A 15,884-nucleotide genomic window follows, 5' to 3' on the forward strand; every position below is an offset into this window, starting at 1 on the left:
TGCGCCCCAACGCAGAACCACTCGCCCGATCCTTCCGTTTGAACACCAAACGACGATCAATTCCGCGGTTTGGAGCCTTCCCGTGCGTGTCCTGTTCACGTCCGTGCCGATCTTCGGCCACCTGTACCCCATGCTGCCGCTGGCCCGCGCCCTCCGCCGACGCGGCGACGACGTCGCGTTCGTCGGACCGCCCTCGGTCGGCGGGATCCTCGCCGGGGAGGACGTCGAGACGCTCACCGCCGGCATCGAGACACCCGAGCTCATTGCCGAGATGAGCCGCCGCACCGGGATCGACCCGCTGGCCGGCCCGATCGACGTCGAATCCGAGGCGGAGGCGTTCGCCGCGGTCCGCATCGACCTGTCCTACGACGACACCCTCGCCGCCGCCCGGCAGTGGCGGCCGGATGTGATCATCGGCGACAGCTACGACTACCTCGGCCCGATCGTCGCCGCCACGCTCGACGTGCCCCACGGCCACGTGACGCTCGGCCAGCAGGTCCGGCCCGAACAGCTCGCCGCCCTCGAACCGCGCAGCGCCGCCCGGCACACCGAACGCGACCTCACACCCCGCCGCCCGCTGTTCGTCGCCGACATCTGCCCGCCCGACCTCCAGGTCGACCAGTGGCTCAAGCCCGAGGGCTGGCTGCCCATGCGCCCCGAGACCCACCGCGCCGCCGACGCCCCTGTCCCGGCTCCGGTCATCCGCGGCGACCGGTCGCGGGTGCTGCTGACCTTCGGGACGTTGTTCGGAGATCCGCGTGTGCTCGGCCCCGTCGTCAACGAGGTCGCCGCGCTCGACATCGACCTGCACGTGACGCTGGGGCCGATGGCCAAGGCCGAGGACTTCGACGTCGACCGCGAGCGGGTCACCCTCGAACCGTTCCGGCCCATGGCCGACCTGATCAACGGCACCGACGTCGTCGTCTGCCACTCCGGCGCCGGCACCACCTACGCCGCCCTCGCCGCCGGTATCCCGCTCGTGCTGATGCCACAGGGCGCCGACCAGTTCGCCGTCGCCGACCGCGCCGCTGCCACCGGTGCCGCGCTGCGACTGCTGCCCGAGGAGGCGACTCCGGACCGTATCCGCGCCGCCGTCACGACCGTGCTGTCCGACCCCGGCTACGCCGACCGCGCCGGCAAGGTCGCCGCGCAGATCGCCGCCATGCCCGCTGCCACCGAAGTGGCCGAGTCCATCGCGATGCTGCTGGACTGACCTCAGAGAGCGATCAGCCCGGCCTCCGTCGGGCGGAAGCCGCAGGCGTCGAGGTAGAACGGGCGCAGGTGGGTCTCGAAGTCGACGTGCAGCCACTGGCAACCGGCGGCCCGGGCGCCGGTGACGGCGGTGGAGACGAGGGAGGCACCGAGGCCACGGCTGCGGTGTGACAAGGCGACCATGGTGTCGAGCAGGAACGCGTGGACGCCACCGTCCCACGCGACGTTGACGAAGCCCACGAGGGCGCCGATGGAGGAGCGGGTGCAGACCCAGCCGAGGCTGTGGTGCTGCGCTCGCCCCCACCAATCGACGTCGCACCAGTCGACGTCACCGACGGGATGGCCGAACGCCTCGGCATGCAGGGCGTTGACCTCGTCGTTGGTGAACTCGCCGCGCCACATCACGCCTGGGGGACCACTACGGTGCCGGTGGCGCGGGTGGCGATGACGGGCTCGGAGAGGACTTCGGCGGCGGAGGCGCCCTTGTCGGGCGTGGCGCGGCAGACGACACGGAGTTCGAAGGTCACGCCACGGGAGCGGGTGCCGATGCGGGACAAAGTGGCCGTGGCCTCGACGACGTCGCCGGCTCGCAGAGGCGCCAGGAACTGCACGTTGTCGTAGCCGGCGAACAGGCCCTCGTCGCCGTCGGTGCGGATGCACAGCTCGGTGGCGACGTCGCCGAACATGCCCAGACCGTAGGCGCCGTCGACGAGGTTGCCGCCGTAGTGGGCGTGCGAGTACGGCACGTACCGGCGGTGGGTGACGGAGAAGCCCTCGACCAAGCTCACGCTGCGACGCCCTTCTGGGAGATGGTGTGCACGAGGTAAGAGGCAACCTCGCCAGGGGTGGTACCACGGCCGAAGACGCGGTCGACGCCGAGTTCGCCGGCCATCAGGGGGTCGAAGCGCGGGCCGCCGGCGACGAGGGTGGGCCGGGCGGAGCCCATGGCCTCACGGAACGCCGCCGACATCTCCTGGGTGTTGAGGATGTGCGCGTCCCGTTGGGTGACGACCTGCGACACCAGCACGGCGTCGGCCTTCTCCGTCCGGGCCCGCTTGACCAGCTCGGGCACTGACACCTGGGCGCCGAGGTTGACCACCCGCAGCTCCCGGTAGTACTCCAAGCCCTTCTCCCCGGCGAAGCCCTTGATGTTCAGGATGGCGTCGATGCCGACGGTGTGCGCGTCGGTCCCGATGCACGCCCCGACGACAACCAGCTTGCGCCCCAAGGTGTTCTTCACGGTCGCGTTCACGTCGTAGGGCGACAGCAGCGGGTACTCCCGCTCCACCACCTTGACCTCGTCGAGGTCCACGAGGTGGCTGACCGAGCCGTACACGACGACGAACGTGAAGTCGGCGCCGATGGCGTGCGAGTGCACGACCATGGCCGGGTCCATGCCCATCTTGTTGGCCAGCTGCTGCGCGGCGCCCTCGGCTCGGGGCCCGTGCGGCACGGGCAGCGTGAACGACATCTGCACCATGCCGTCGCCGGTGGTGTCGCCGTAGGGCCGCACATACCGCTTCTTCTTCTCGTCGCTCACCGGCTGCTTCTCACTCATGGCCCGCCTCCAACAGCTCGCTGGCCGGGTTCACGTACCCGTCGGCCTTGGCCACCACACCGTCAGCGCCCTTGCCGCCCTCGGCCGGCCGCTTCATCAACCCGAACGTGCCCTCGCCGATGGCCCGCAGCAGACCGTCGTCCACGATCCGCTCCAGCAGGTCAACCGCCTCGCCCAGCACCTGCTTGGCCCGCTTGACGATGAAGCCGTCCGGCGTCGGCCGGAAGTCCTCGGCCAGGTTGCCGGCCGCCCCCAGCACGTACTTCACGTTGGCCAGCGCCAGGTCCCGGTCGGACAGGAACGGCGTCACCACCGCCTCGGTCATCATGCCCACCAACAGGATCGACTGTCCGGTGAGGACACCCGCGAGGTTGAAGAAGCCGTCCAGCAGGTAGCCGTTGAACACGTCGCCGGTCATGTGCTTGGTCGGCGGCATCCACTTCAGCGGCGCGTCCGGGAACAGCTCCCGCGCCAGCAGGGCGTGCGCCAGCTCCAGGCGGAACGAGTCCGGCACCTTCGGGTTGATCTCGAAGGCGTGCCCCAGGCCCAGCAGCTCGTCGGACAGCCCGGCCTCGTGCGCGAACCGCTCGTTGAGCAGCTGCGACACGGTCACGGTGTGCGCGGCCTCGACGGCGTCGGCGGTGGTCAGGTAGTTGTCCTCGCCGGTGTTGATGATGATCCCGGCCCGCGCGTGCACCTGCCGGGAGAACCGCTGGTCCACGAAGGTGCGGATCGGGTTGATGTCGCGGAACAGGATCCCGTACATCGAGTCGTTCAACATCATGTCGAGGCGTTCCAGGCCGGCCAGCACGGCGATCTCCGGCATGCACAGCCCCGACGCGTAGTTGGTCAGCCGCACATAGCGGCCGACCTCCTTGGACACGTCGTCCAGCGCCGCCCGCATGATGCGGAAGTTCTCCTGCGTGGCGTAGGTGCCGGCGAAGCCGTGGTGGGTGGCGCCCTCGGGCACGTAGTCCAGCAGCGACTGCCCGGTGGAGCGGATCACCGCGATGATGTCCGCGCCGGCCCGGGCCGCGTTGCAGGCCTGCACGACGTCCTCGTCGATGTCGCCGGTGGCGACGATGAGGTAGATCCACGGCCGCTGCGGCGGATCACCCAGCTTGGCCACCAGCTTGTCCCGCTGGGTGCGGTTGCGGTCCACCGTGCGCAGCCCCTTGGCCACAGCCGTCTTGGCGGCCTTGGCCGCCTGCGTGGCGTCCTTGCCGGTGGGCACGGTGAACTGGATCTGCCCGGCCGCGGTGGCCTCGGCGAGCTCGGTCAACGAGCCCAGGTCGTGCTCACGCAGCGCGTGGAACGCCGGCAGCACCGAACCGTGCTCCAGGCCGCACTGCTCCCGGATCGTGTCCACGACCCGGTTCACCCACGGCACGTCACCCGCGCGGTGCGTGGTGTCCGCGCCGGTGATGCCGGCCAGCCGCAGCGTCGCCCGCTCCACCGCCACCGTCGTGTGCGCCCGCGCCAACCCGATCACCGGCTCCGCGGCCCGCGCCGCCAGTTCCCGAGCCCGCGCCGCGACCTCCGGGTCCAGATCCAGCAACGTCACCCAAGCGCCCCTTCCCGTTCGTAGATCACCTGACCGCACAGCACTGTGCGCAGGCATTCCGGCAACGCCACCCCCGGCTCCAGCGCCGGCAGCGCCGGCACCCGCGACCGCGGATCCGTCGACCACCGCTGCACCCGCGAGTCCGGCGCCGCCACCAGCAGTTCCTCGGCCCGCCACACCGCATAGGTCGCCGGCGCGCCCGGCGCCAGCGTGCCCGTCACGCCGTCCTCAACGCCCGCGGCACGCCAACCGCCCCGCGTGTGCGCCGTGAACGCCGCGCGGGGCGACACGCCGAACCCGTCGGTGCGGTGATGAACCGCCGCGCGGACCGTCTCCCACGGATTGACCGGCGTCACGGGCGTGTCCGAGCCCAGCGCCAGCAGCATGCCGGCCGCCGCGAGCTTGGAGAACGGGTTCAGCTGCGTGCCCCGCTCCGCGCCCAGGCGCTGCACGTACATGCCGTCGGGGCCGCCCCAGGTGGCGTCGAACTGCGGCTGCACTGAGGCCACGACGCCCCAGCCCGCCAGCTGCGCCGCCTGCTGCGCGGACACCATCTCCACGTGCTCCAGCCGGTGCCGGCACGCCGCCAGCTCCGGCGCTCCCACGCGCTTCTCCGCCAGCTCGAACCCGGCGATCACCTCGGCCACGGCGGCGTCGCCGATCACGTGGAAACCGGCCTGCAACCCGGCCGCGGTGCACGTCAGAAGGTGCTCGGCGATCGCCGCCGCGTCCAGGTACAGCGCCCCCGAATTGCCGTGGTCGTCGGCGTACTCCGAGCACAAGGCGGCCGTGCGCGAACCGAGCGCGCCGTCCACGAACAGGTCGCCGGCGGCGCCGCGAGCGCCCAAGGCCTTCGCGGTGTCCACGCCGCCCAGCTCGCCCCAGTAGCCGACCACCTGCGGGCCGTGGCCGAGCGCCAGCAGCTCCGACAGGTCCTCGGCGCTGGAGATGTCCGGCCCCGCGCACTCGTGCACACTCGCCACGCCCCGCGACGCGGCCAACGCCAGGAACGCCTCCTGCGCCTGCCGCCGCTGCGCCGGGGCCACCGCGTCCTTCGCCGCCCGCCGCACCTCATGATGCGACGCCCGAGACAACGGGCCACTGTCCGACCAGCCGTCGCAGCTACGCGTCGCGGGCGCGAGGTCGATCAGCGCGGTCGACGCCAACGCCGAGTGCACGTCGATCCGCGACAGATACACCGGACGGCCACCCGCGGCCTTGTCCAGCTCGGCACGGGTCGGCGGCCGCCCCTCGGCGAACCGCGTCTCGTCCCACCCGTGCCCCCACACCGCCGCGCCCGGGGCCTTCTTCACGGCGGCCAGCACCTCGGCCACCGAGCGGGCGCCGGTCAGGTCCACCCCTGTCAACAACAACCCCGCCGAGGTCGCGTGCACGTGCGCGTCCACGAACGCCGGCGCCACGAACGCCCCGTCCAGGTGCACGACCTCGGCCGACTCCCCGTACAGGGCGATGCCCGGCGTGTCCTGACCCACCCACACGACCTGACCGTCGGCCACCGCCATCGCGGTGGCGTCCGGCGACGCCGTCGAATAGATCCGACCACCGACCAACAGGGTTGCGTTCACAGTGCTCACGCCTGCGCAGTCTGCCGCTCTCGGCCCCGGAACAGCGCCAGCACCCCCGGCGTCCGCCGAGCCAGATCCAGCGCGAACTCCGCGTGCCCGGGCACATAACCGTTGCCGATCAACATCTCCACGTCGGCCGCCACGCCCTCGGCCCCCAGCGCGGCCGCCGAGAACGACGTGGCCATCGAGAAGAAAATCACAGTCCCACCGGGCGCGGTGGCCAGGATCGCCCCATGCTCACAGCCCGAGACGTCCACACACACCACCGTCACCTCGACCGGCTCACCCACGGCCTCGGCGACCGCCACCGGGTTGCGCGCGTCGGCGACCACGACCTCGTCGGCCAGGCCCGTCTCCCGCACCGCGGCCGCCTCGCCCTCGGTCGGCACCAACGCCACCAGCCGCGTCGCGCCAGCCGCCCGCGCGGCCGCCAGCGACAGCGAGCCCGACTTGCCGCCGCCACCCAGCACACAGACCGACTTCGCGCCCTTCGACCGCACGACACGATCCGTCAACGCCGGCGCGCCACACACGTCCAGCACCGACAACGCCAGCTCATCGGCCATATCCCCGGGCAGCACCGCGGCGATCGACCGTCCGAACAGGACCGCCGTGCCCTCGCACGGCACCTGCTCGCCCAGACCGTCCCACCGGGACAGACCATCGGTGATCTTCAACGGCGTCAACGTCAACGACACCAGCGTCGCGATCCGGTCGCCGACCGTCAAACCGAGCGGGGAGTCCGGGCCCACCGCCGAGACGGTCCCCAGCAGCATGCCGCCCGACCCGGTCACCGGATTCTGCATCTTCCCGCGCGCGGCGACGATGTCCAGCACGGCTTGGCGCACGGCAGCCCCGGAGCCGTGCGCCTCCCTCAACTGCCGATACGACGCGGCGTCGAGATTCAACCGCTCCACGGCCACCACGACCTCGTCCGGCCACGGCGACGGATCCGCGTCCAGCACCTCGGCCTGCTGCGGCAGCACGCCCGACGGCGCCAACACCCGGTGCAACCCGATCGGCGACCCGGTCACGTCACCAGCCATCCCGAACTCCTTCGTCACTGGACGCGGCCACGCCGGAAGATTTACGCTCAGCCGACGTTCCGACAGCATATCTTTACGGAACCCTGAGGGCGAGGAGTAGGGATGACAGCGCTGTACGAGACCCGTGCCGCCGCGGTTACCTCGGCGGCCACCGCCGCCGAACCCCAGCCGTACGAGTACGTCCGGCGCGAGCTCGTCGAACCCGACTGGCGGCGCTTCCCCGGCTGGCGAGACGTCACCGAGGCCCAGTGGCGCGACGCCCAGTGGCAGCGCGTGCACTGCGTGAAGAACATCAAGCAGCTGCGCACCGTCGTCGGCGACCTGCTCACCGACCGCTTCTACGACGACCTCGCCGACGACCAGCAACGCCTGGCCACCATGTCCATGCTGCTGCCGCCGCAGATGCTCAACACCATGGCCATCGACGCCGGACTCACGCCCGAGGCGTTCACCGAGGCCTTCTACGCCGACCCGGTCCGCCGCTACATGCTGCCCGTGGCCAGCGACCGCATCACCGACTGGGCCAGCCACCCCCACAGCTCCCGCGACTCGCTGCACGAGGCCGAGATGTGGGTCGTCGAGGGACTCACCCACCGCTACCCCACCAAGGTCCTCGCCGAGATGGTGCCCACCTGCCCGCAGTACTGCGGCCACTGCACCCGCATGGACCTGGTCGGCAACTCCACGCCCCAGATCGACAAGCACAAACTCAGCCTCAAACCGGTCGACCGGCAAGACGCCATGATCGACTACCTCAAGCGCACCCCCGGCGTCCGCGACGTCGTCGTCTCCGGCGGCGACGTCGCCAACATGCCCTGGCCCCAGCTCGAGTCGTTCCTCATGCGCCTGCTGGACATCCCCACCGTCCGCGACGTCCGCCTGGCCACCAAGGCCCTGGCTGGCATGCCCCAGCACTGGATCCAGCCCAAGGTCGTGGAAGGCCTGGAGCGCGTCGCCCGCACCGCGCGCCGGCGCGGCGTCAACCTCGCCATCCACACCCACGTCAACCACGCCCAGTCGGTCACCCCGCTGGTCGCCGAGGCCGCCCGCACCGCGCTCGACGTCGGCGTCCGCGACGTCCGCAACCAGGGCGTGCTCATGCGCGGCGTCAACAACACCCCGGAGAACCTGCTCGACCTGTGCTTCGCGCTGCAGGGCGAGGCCAACATCCTGCCGTACTACTTCTACATGTGCGACATGATCCCCAACGCCGAGCACTGGCGGCTGGCCGTCTGGGAGGCACAGGAGCTCCAGCACGCCATCATGGGCTACCTGCCCGGCTACGCCACCCCGCGCATCGTCTGCGACGTGCCCTACGTCGGCAAGCGCTGGGTCCACCAGCTCTCCGAGTACGACCGCGAGCTCGGCATCTCCTACTGGACCAAGAACTACCTGACCAGCGTGGATAGGACGAACAGCACCGAAGGAGCGGACCTACTGGCGCAGCGCTACCCCTTCTACGACCCGATCTACACCCTGCCCGAGGCCGGCCGCGCCTGGTGGGACAACCAGGAGCGCTGACATCGACCGGCGAAGGCCCGCCAGGCGTCGAACCAGACCGTTCACACGCCTGGCGGGCCGATCCGATCGAGACCCCATTCCTGCTGGTCAAAGCCCACTAGGTCGCGTTACGTCTTGACCTCTGGTGGCCCTCAACGCAGGTCGTCGATCGTGCAGCCGGGGTGCGTCGCGGCATGCGCCATCAAGCGTTCGAGGTCGGCCAGGAACTGCTCGGCGGTCGAGGGGGCCAGGAAAGTCTGGTTGGCGCACAGGGTGAGCACGCACTGATCGGACAGATCGTCGAGCCGCATGAAGAACTTCGACGTGTACTGCCGCCCATCCCGCCGCGGGGCCTCGATGACCGTGGCCGTGAGCGCGTCGCTGATCGCGGCCCGCTCACCTACCGGCAGGGGTTCTCTGTCGGCTCCGGTCGCCGCGCCGACGCGGGTGTCGTTGACGAAGCAGTAGGCGCCGGGCCGGTATCCGCGTCGATCGCCGTCCTCGGCGATGATCAGGTCGATCTTGCGTGGATCGGCCTCGCAGTTGCGCAGCGAGGACAGCTGCGCGGCGTCCACCCGTCGCAGGAACGCCGACAGCGGGCCTTCGAGCACTGGCACGTGCAGCAGGGCGTTCTGGTTGAACGCGCCCACCAGCCGCTGGTCGTCCTTGGTGAACCGGGTGGCCACCAGGAGCCGCAGCGCCGGATCGGTGGAGCCCGTCCGGAACGCCAGCAGCAGCGCTATCGACGCCAGCACCGACACATTCGGCCGGATCCCGCTGTCGGCGGCGAGCGCACGAGCGGCGAGCGCCATCGCCGGCGAGGAGATCCGGGCCCAAGCGAAGTCATCGGTGGTGATGTCGGCGAGCATCGCGGGTGAGGTCTGCGCGATGTGGTCCGTCCAGTAGCCCAGAGTCCGCCGCTCGCGCTGAGCGCCGCGGTCCGAACTCTCGTACGCGGCCCGCTCGATCGGCTGCTGCGCAACGGGCGAGAGTTCGGTCCCCGCCAGCAGCAACCGCAACTCGCTCAGGACGACCAGCAGACTGTACCCGTCGACCGCCATGTGGTTCACCACGACCACAATGGTGTCCACCTCGCCGGCGCGGACGGTCACGGCGACCCGGACGGGAAGGTCCGCCGCGTGATCGAACGGCTTGGCGCGCAACGACTCGGCGACCTCCGCCACCGGCGACGTCGCGGCGTCTCGGACGGCGACGACGAGTTCCCCGGAGCCCCAGGCCTCCTGGATCAGCCGGCCGTCGATTTCTCGGTACCGGCTGCGCAACGACTCATGCCGGATCAGCAAGGTGTGCAGGGCGTCGGTGACGTCGAGGACGGAACACCCGGCGGGGGCGGGCGCGTGTCGCACCATGTTGAGGGACGCGTCGGCCGGCGGCAGCCAGCGCAGCACGTCCCAGATGGCGATCTGCGCCCACGTGAACGGCGCTTGTCTGGTCTCACCGGCGTCGAACCGGATCGTGACGGACGTCGTCGGATCGCTCACACCGCGGCTCCAATCGGATCAGTGGATGAGGATGGCGCGCAGACGACGGGTGGCGATCGCCAGGGCGACCACTCCGACCACGACCAGATACGCCACGGGGCCGAGCAGCCCCGGGCCCACCTGTCCCAGCACGAGCCCGCGCAGCAGTTCGATGCTCGGGTACAGCGGCAGGCAGCTGATCGGCAGCCGCAGTGCGTCGGGATACACAGTCAGCGGATAGAACGTGGTGGCGAACAGAAACATCGGCAGCATCACCAGTTGCAACAGCTGGAAGTGCTGCCAATGGCGGACGAACGTCATCGCGAGCAGGCCGAGCGCACCGAACGTGAAGCCCACCAACAAGGTGCCGGGAACCACCAGCAGCGCCCATGGCGAGCGGACCAGGCCGAGGACCGCGAGCACGATGAGAAAGCCGGTGCCGGCGATGAGCCCGCGAATCGCCGCCCACATCGTCTCGCCCACGCCGATGTCCGCCGGATCCAACGGCGTCGTGATCATGGCGTCGTACGCCAGTTCCGACCGCAGCCGGGAGAACGCCGTGAAGGTCGTCTCGCCGAACGCGGCGTTCATCGACGCCGTCGCGAGCAGTCCGGCTCCGACGTACTGGGCGTACGAGCCTGCTTGGCCCGAGACACCTGGCACGGTGCCGATGAGCTGGCCGACACCGACACCGATCGACAGCAGGTACATCACAGGCTCAAGCAGACTTGCGACGATGATCGTCCACGAGTGGCGATACACCCGCAGGTTGCGCCGGATCAGTGGGCCGGTGTGGAGAACCCTGCGGTCGCCCGCTCGCGGAACGTCCACAGTGGAAGTCATCATCGTCCTCATCCGCTGAGTTGGAGCCGGTACGACCTGGTGGCGAAAAGTGCTCCCGCCACTGTCAGTGCCCCCAGGTAGAGCACGTGGACGGCCACTGTGCTTGCAGTGGCGGTGGCCAGGCTGAGCTCACGGCACAGCTCGACCCCGTGCCAAAGCGGGGTGAGCCGGGCCAGCTGCGGCAAGAAGCCAGGGAGGCTGTCGGCGCTGAAGAAAGTGCCGGAGAACATGTACAGCGGCATGATGACGAACCGGAACCCCGTCGTCAGCTGTTGGCTCCCGGTGACCCGTGCCGCCAGCGCCGCACCCGGCGTCGCGAATGCCAGCCCGGTCAGTGTCGCGCCCAGCGGCAGCAGGATCACCGACCGGGACACCGACGCGCCCATCGCTGTCATCACCAACACGAACACCGCGCTCGTGGTGAGCACGCGAAACGCGATGAACAGCAGGTGCCCGAGCAGAATGTCGCCCGGTCGCATCGGTGTCGTCGCCGTGGCGCGATAGGTGTTCGTGGTGTGCAGCGCCTCGTACACCGGACGTGTCGCCTCGATGAACGCCGTCTGCATGGACGATGCCGCGAGCAGACCCGGCGCGAAGAAGGCCAGATACGTGAAACCCGACGTGGTCCCGCCGGCCTGGTCGACGAGGCGGCCGAGCCCGAGGCCGATGCCGGTGAGGAACAGCAGGGGGTTGAGCACGCTGATCACGACCGTGCCCAGCCAGGTGTGGCGGTAGCGCCGCATCCAGTACACGAATTCGTGAAACGCCGGGCGCATCCGTCAGTCCACCAGGCTGCGGCCGGTCAGGGTGAGGAACACGTCCTCGAGTGTCGCCCTGCGCACCAGCGCGGCACGTGGCTCGTGGCCTCGGCCGTGCATGGCGGCCAGCGCCTTCTCTCCGTTGTCGGTGTACAGCAGCAGTCGATCGGGCAGCACCTCGACGCGCTCGGCGACCGGGCCCGGCACAATCGTCGCCAGGTCGGCCGCCGCCGCGGTCCGGTCGTCCTGGTTGTACCGCAGCTCCAGGACGTCCCGGCTGACGTGCGCCGCGATGAGCTCACTCGGCGAGCCCTCCGCCACGAAGCGACCATGGTCCATCACGGCGATCCGGTCGCACAGCTGCTCGGCCTCGTCCATGTAGTGCGTGGTCAGGACCAACGTGACGCCACGGTCCTTGAGCTGGAAGAGCCGTTCCCACAACACATGTCGAGCCTGTGGGTCCAGCCCGGTCGTCGGCTCGTCCAGCAGCAGGATCTCCGGCTCGTTGATCAGTGCGCGGGCTATGGTGAGCCGGCGCCGCATCCCGCCGGACAGACTGGACACCCGCAGGTCGGCCTTTTCCTCCAACTGCGCGAACACCAGCAGTTCGTCGGCCCGCTTGCCGACCACCGCCTTGGGCAGATCGAAGTACGACCCGTACACCAGCAGGTTTTCCCGGACCGTCAGCTCCCGGTCGAGCGCATCGTCCTGCGGCACCACGCCGAGTCGGGACCGGATGCGCCGCCCGTCGCGCGCGGGATCCATGCCGAGCACCCGCAGCGAGCCGGAGGTCGGTGGCGACACACAGCTGATCATCCGCATCGTGGTCGACTTGCCGGCGCCGTTGGGACCCAGGAAGCCGAACGCCTCGCCGCGGGTAAGGGAGAAGTCGATGCCGTCGACCGCGCGAAAGTCCTGTGCCCCTTGCCTTCCACGGTGGACCTTGGCCAGCTGGACGGCCTGCGCCATCAGCGACGAACCCCCCGACGTCATGGCGCGAGTATGGCACCCGAGCCGACAAGATGTACAGATTTTGCAAATGCTTGTCGGAAGTTTGTTGACACTGATGGAGTAGTTGCGCACGGACCGTGCGGGAGTGGGATTGCGCGGTGGCCGAACGTCCATGGGGCCGGCGCCAGGCCTTCGCCACCGGCCCCACGTCGAGCTCCGATGTCAGCAGTTCAACGCCGGCCGCGAATCGTCGAGCGTCCCGCTGTCAAGCATCGATGACCAGCCACTGCCGGCGGGGCCGCGCAGCCTTCACCCACCTGCTCGATCACGCCCCCGGCGTGACGGAGCCGAGGCTGATAAGTCCGATCGGGACGGTCCGTCGGGGCGACACCGCCGTTCGTGGATCGTTAACGCGACCAGAATGGTCACGGGCGCATCTGACCACTCACAACGGGCGCGGACGGCGCCTGTCGCGCCGGGGACGGTGCCGCGGGGAGTGAGGCGAGGATTGTCGCAACGTCACGGATGTGTCACGGTTATTCGCTACAGCGCCGGCGCCTGCCGCACGCTTGCCGTCAACCGGGGGGTGAAGCCGAACAGTTCTTGACAGATCCTCGCAATCGGCTCGATTCGAGGCCCGCTTGACTCCTACGGCTTTTCGTAGCAGTCAGAGGCCGGCAACCGAACCAACGCAGCCATTGCACGAAGCCTGCGGGCAGGTTCACATTGGGGGGTTGGGGTGGAATCATGATTAGCACCACGTGCGACAAGTCTTATGCGGACGTGACACGGCTGTCACCGATAGAACATTGGCGGGGGGAAGTGGCGGACGATCGTTCGGAGAGACTCGCTTCTTTTTTCGATTTATGCGCGACATTCGACGACGCGAGGGGGCGCCCCGCATGACGGAATTCGAATGTCGCGATCGCGTCCCCACGTCCAGCGGTCCCCGTCACAGAAATATTGATACTGGTCCGGATATCCGCACTCGTCAAGCGGTGACCCGGGTGGCAATTAGCACCCTGCAGACGTCGGATTCGCCGCGCCTCGGCGGCGTGAACCGGGAGCATGTGCTCAGTCTGGCGGAGTCGGGCTCCTACCTGCCGCCGATCCTCGTGCACCGAGCCTCGATGCGGGTGATCGATGGCATGCACCGGATCGTCGCCGCACAGCTGCGCGGCGACGACACGATCGAGGTCCGTTTCTTCGATGGAGGCGAGGACGAGGCGTTTGTGCTCGGCGTCCGGGAGAACATCTCGCACGGCTTGCCGCTCACCCTGTCCGATCGACGGGCTGCCGCCCGTAGAATCCTGCTGATCCGTCCACACTGGTCGGACAGGGCAATCGCGACCGAAGCCGGGTTGTCCCCCAAGACCGTAGGCTCGCTGCGCCGGCAGTATTCCGGCGACCAGGAGGCCGCGCAGAGCAGGATTGGTCGAGACGGCCGGCGGCGGCCCGCGCAACCCCGGAAGAAGCGCGCGTCAGCCGGTCAGCACGTTGGCGGGCAATCGGACACGCCGGTGATGGAGGCCGCGCGATCCGTCGGCGTCTCGTTGCGGTCCGCGCGCGACGTTCACCAACAGGCGCACCGCGCGCAGGAAGTTCGTTCCGTGCCACTGCCCGCCCCCCGCAAGGAGTGGCATCCGGACGGTCCCTCACCGCGTGACCCGCTCATGTCCATCGCTGACATCCTGCGTGTCCTGCGTGGCGACCCGTCGCTGCGGTTCACCGAGAACGGCCGCATGCTGATTCGCGCGCTCGACGCCCAGATGGCCTGGGCGTCGACGGCGGAACGACTGCTGGACAATCTGCCGCCGCACAGCATGAACATGGTGATCAGCATGGCTACGGCCTGCGCCGACACATGGCGCAAGTTCGCCGAGGAGGTGCAGGTCCGGAAACGGAGCCTGCACTCGACGACGGACAAGCCGGCCTGACGCCGGTCCTCGGGGTGTCGACTGAGGAAATTCCTCAGTCGACACCCCGACTGCCGTGGTCACGACGCCGCCACGTGTCACGTCCAGCCCTCTCAGGACGGGGCCGCCGCCAGTCGGCTGATCGGCGTCCCTGGGTCGAAGGCGGCCAGCCTGGCCAGCCGCATGACGTCCCTCATCAGCGCCGCCACCGCTGCGCCCTGTCCGACCGGTCCACCATGGAAGGTGTTCAGACGAGCGCCCAACGGCGAGGTGTTCACGCGGAACACCGTGCAGGTGATGCCGGTCGGCGGTGCGTAGGGCGCGCCCCAGGGCCAGGTCCGCTCTCCAGCGGGCGGGAAGGCCTGCTCCTCTTCTCCCACGGACACTTGTAGTTGCACGTACGCGCAGCCCGGCGCTTGGAGGACTTCCCGGTACCCGTCCACTGTCGCGACGAGGTCAGGAATCGCCAGCGAGGAGCCACGCAGGGCCAGGAGAAAACTCCGCCCAATGGTCTGGGCCAGTGTGGTGAAGTCTTGCTCAGGGACCACGTGGTACGGGATGAGGCGCTCGTTCACCAGGTTCGTGACCAGGCGCTCGTGCCGCGGAGCTCTGCGGGTGGACACTGGGGTGATCAGGGCACTCGACCGGACCCCGGTCCGTATCCAGAGAGCGACGGCGTAGAGGGCCGCGCCCACCACGAACGGACTTGTCGCGGTAGTTCGGGCGAGGACTCGAAAGGTGTCGTGGAGAGTAGGACCGGCCTCGGTGATCTCCCAGCAACTGGCCTCGCCGGGTCCGCTGTCCGGGCCTTCCGGGGTGAGGCTGGTCAGCGGCTGGCAGCCGTCGAGCGCCCGCTGCCAGCGGTCGATCTCCTTTCGCCGGACCTGCTCTTGCGACAGCGCGCGATCCTGCTCTTGGCAGTAGGTCTCGTAGTCCTCGGGGTGGGGTCGGGTGTCGGCGGCGAATTCACCGGTCGCCAGCAGCGCCGCCAGGTCGCGCAGCACGAGCTCGCGTGCGGCGGCGTCGCACACCAGGTGGTCCACCGCCAGGACGAGGCTGCCGCCACGCTCGGTTTCAGCCAACTCGGCGATGGCGCGTGCCTGGGTCGATCGGTCGAGGCGCAGGTGACGTAGCCGGGCGAGCTGGCTGTCGAGATCGTCGGGGGGCGCACCCGTGGCGGGCCGGACTTCAATCCCCCGCTGCCCGGTCATCTGGTTCTTGCCGAGCACATCGCCAGTCAGGGTCGCCGTCAACGCAGGGTGCCGCACGCCCAACCGGTCGAGCGCCCGCTCGACGTCGTGGCGCGTGGCGCCGGTCGGCAGTTCGACCGACCCGACGAGGTTGTGCAGGACGCCAGGGCCGAGAAGGCCGTCCATGTGCAGCATGCTGCGCTGCTCGGCGCTGAGCGGAAATGTGCTGGTCAACGAAAACCTCTCCTAGCTCGAAGGAGGCGGCGGGCTCTCCGTCGC

At 69.5% G+C, this 15,884-nt stretch carries 14 protein-coding genes; 3 read left to right on the forward strand and 11 right to left on the reverse strand.

Annotated features, from left to right (window positions below; all coding sequences use genetic code 11):
* The first annotated feature begins 82 nt into the window (after positions 1-82).
* A complete protein-coding gene (locus tag JJ691_RS13465; protein WP_211769109.1) occupies positions 83-1,213 on the forward strand; it encodes a glycosyltransferase in 1,131 nt (376 codons plus the stop codon).
* A gap of 2 nt (positions 1,214-1,215) precedes the next feature.
* Here JJ691_RS13465 and JJ691_RS13470 read toward each other — a convergent pair whose 3' ends face one another.
* From JJ691_RS13470 to JJ691_RS13495, 6 genes are read right to left on the reverse strand one after another with little or no spacing between them, the layout of a single operon-like run.
* Positions 1,216-1,614 carry a GNAT family N-acetyltransferase gene (locus JJ691_RS13470; RefSeq protein WP_211771451.1) on the reverse strand — a complete coding sequence of 133 codons (399 nt, stop codon included), beginning with the start codon at positions 1,612-1,614 and terminating at the stop codon, positions 1,216-1,218.
* On the reverse strand, positions 1,614-2,000 hold the full coding sequence (locus JJ691_RS13475) for a hotdog domain-containing protein (RefSeq protein WP_211769110.1): 387 nt from the start codon (positions 1,998-2,000) through the stop codon (positions 1,614-1,616). The genes JJ691_RS13470 and JJ691_RS13475 overlap by 1 nt, the downstream gene beginning before the upstream one ends.
* Positions 1,997-2,770, reverse strand: coding sequence for an OAM dimerization domain-containing protein (locus tag JJ691_RS13480; protein WP_211769111.1), 774 nt, complete (start codon positions 2,768-2,770; stop codon positions 1,997-1,999). Before JJ691_RS13480 ends, JJ691_RS13475 begins: the two co-directional genes overlap by 4 nt.
* A complete protein-coding gene (locus tag JJ691_RS13485) occupies positions 2,763-4,334 on the reverse strand; it encodes a lysine 5,6-aminomutase subunit alpha (RefSeq protein ID WP_211769112.1) in 1,572 nt (523 codons plus the stop codon). The genes JJ691_RS13480 and JJ691_RS13485 overlap by 8 nt, the downstream gene beginning before the upstream one ends.
* Positions 4,331-5,929, reverse strand: a complete 1,599-nt coding sequence (locus tag JJ691_RS13490) for an amidohydrolase (protein ID WP_249227890.1) — start codon at positions 5,927-5,929, stop codon at positions 4,331-4,333. The genes JJ691_RS13485 and JJ691_RS13490 overlap by 4 nt, the downstream gene beginning before the upstream one ends.
* Positions 5,926-6,966, reverse strand: a complete 1,041-nt coding sequence (locus tag JJ691_RS13495) for an L-erythro-3,5-diaminohexanoate dehydrogenase (RefSeq protein ID WP_211769113.1) — start codon at positions 6,964-6,966, stop codon at positions 5,926-5,928. The genes JJ691_RS13490 and JJ691_RS13495 overlap by 4 nt, the downstream gene beginning before the upstream one ends.
* Before the next feature lie 102 nt (positions 6,967-7,068).
* Between JJ691_RS13495 and JJ691_RS13500 the strand changes: the two genes are divergently transcribed.
* Positions 7,069-8,487: a KamA family radical SAM protein gene (locus tag JJ691_RS13500; RefSeq protein ID WP_249227891.1), complete on the forward strand. Its 1,419-nt coding sequence runs from the start codon at positions 7,069-7,071 to the stop codon at positions 8,485-8,487.
* Positions 8,488-8,618: 131 nt separating this feature from the next.
* Here JJ691_RS13500 and JJ691_RS13505 read toward each other — a convergent pair whose 3' ends face one another.
* The 4 genes from JJ691_RS13505 to JJ691_RS13520 are packed head-to-tail and all read right to left on the reverse strand — an operon-like array spanning position 8,619 to position 12,517.
* A complete protein-coding gene (locus JJ691_RS13505) occupies positions 8,619-9,968 on the reverse strand; it encodes a condensation domain-containing protein (RefSeq protein ID WP_211769114.1) in 1,350 nt (449 codons plus the stop codon).
* 18 nt (positions 9,969-9,986) lie between these two features.
* Positions 9,987-10,802, reverse strand: coding sequence for an ABC transporter permease (locus JJ691_RS13510; protein WP_306291369.1), 816 nt, complete (start codon positions 10,800-10,802; stop codon positions 9,987-9,989).
* Positions 10,799-11,566, reverse strand: a complete 768-nt coding sequence (locus JJ691_RS13515) for an ABC transporter permease (protein WP_211769117.1) — start codon at positions 11,564-11,566, stop codon at positions 10,799-10,801. The genes JJ691_RS13510 and JJ691_RS13515 overlap by 4 nt, the downstream gene beginning before the upstream one ends.
* A 3-nt stretch (positions 11,567-11,569) precedes the next feature.
* Positions 11,570-12,517, reverse strand: a complete 948-nt coding sequence (locus JJ691_RS13520) for an ABC transporter ATP-binding protein (RefSeq protein ID WP_249228224.1) — start codon at positions 12,515-12,517, stop codon at positions 11,570-11,572.
* A gap of 884 nt (positions 12,518-13,401) precedes the next feature.
* On the opposite strand from JJ691_RS13520, the gene JJ691_RS13525 reads away from it, so the two are divergent.
* Positions 13,402-14,436 carry a ParB/RepB/Spo0J family partition protein gene (locus tag JJ691_RS13525; protein ID WP_211769120.1) on the forward strand — a complete coding sequence of 345 codons (1,035 nt, stop codon included), beginning with the start codon at positions 13,402-13,404 and terminating at the stop codon, positions 14,434-14,436.
* A 92-nt stretch (positions 14,437-14,528) separates the two neighbouring features.
* Here JJ691_RS13525 and JJ691_RS13530 read toward each other — a convergent pair whose 3' ends face one another.
* The gene (locus JJ691_RS13530) at positions 14,529-15,839 is read right to left on the reverse strand and encodes a condensation domain-containing protein (RefSeq protein ID WP_256449383.1); all 1,311 of its coding nucleotides are present in this window, start codon (positions 15,837-15,839) and stop codon (positions 14,529-14,531) included.
* Positions 15,840-15,884: the final 45 nt, after the last annotated feature.

Source organism: Kutzneria sp. CA-103260 (assembly GCF_018263855.1).
In the GTDB taxonomy this organism is placed as follows: domain Bacteria; phylum Actinomycetota; class Actinomycetes; order Mycobacteriales; family Pseudonocardiaceae; genus Kutzneria.

Coding starts and splice junctions, on each gene's coding strand:
- JJ691_RS13470 (WP_211771451.1), bottom strand. CDS start 1,614: ATGTGGCGCGGCGAGTTCACCAACGACGAGGTCAACGCCCTGCATGCC.
- JJ691_RS13480 (WP_211769111.1), bottom strand. CDS start 2,770: ATGAGTGAGAAGCAGCCGGTGAGCGACGAGAAGAAGAAGCGGTATGTG.
- JJ691_RS13495 (WP_211769113.1), bottom strand. CDS start 6,966: ATGGCTGGTGACGTGACCGGGTCGCCGATCGGGTTGCACCGGGTGTTG.
- JJ691_RS13500 (WP_249227891.1), top strand. CDS start 7,069: ATGACAGCGCTGTACGAGACCCGTGCCGCCGCGGTTACCTCGGCGGCC.
- JJ691_RS13510 (WP_306291369.1), bottom strand. CDS start 10,802: ATGAGGACGATGATGACTTCCACTGTGGACGTTCCGCGAGCGGGCGAC.
- JJ691_RS13515 (WP_211769117.1), bottom strand. CDS start 11,566: ATGCGCCCGGCGTTTCACGAATTCGTGTACTGGATGCGGCGCTACCGC.
- JJ691_RS13520 (WP_249228224.1), bottom strand. CDS start 12,517: ATGGCGCAGGCCGTCCAGCTGGCCAAGGTCCACCGTGGAAGGCAAGGG.
- JJ691_RS13525 (WP_211769120.1), top strand. CDS start 13,402: ATGACGGAATTCGAATGTCGCGATCGCGTCCCCACGTCCAGCGGTCCC.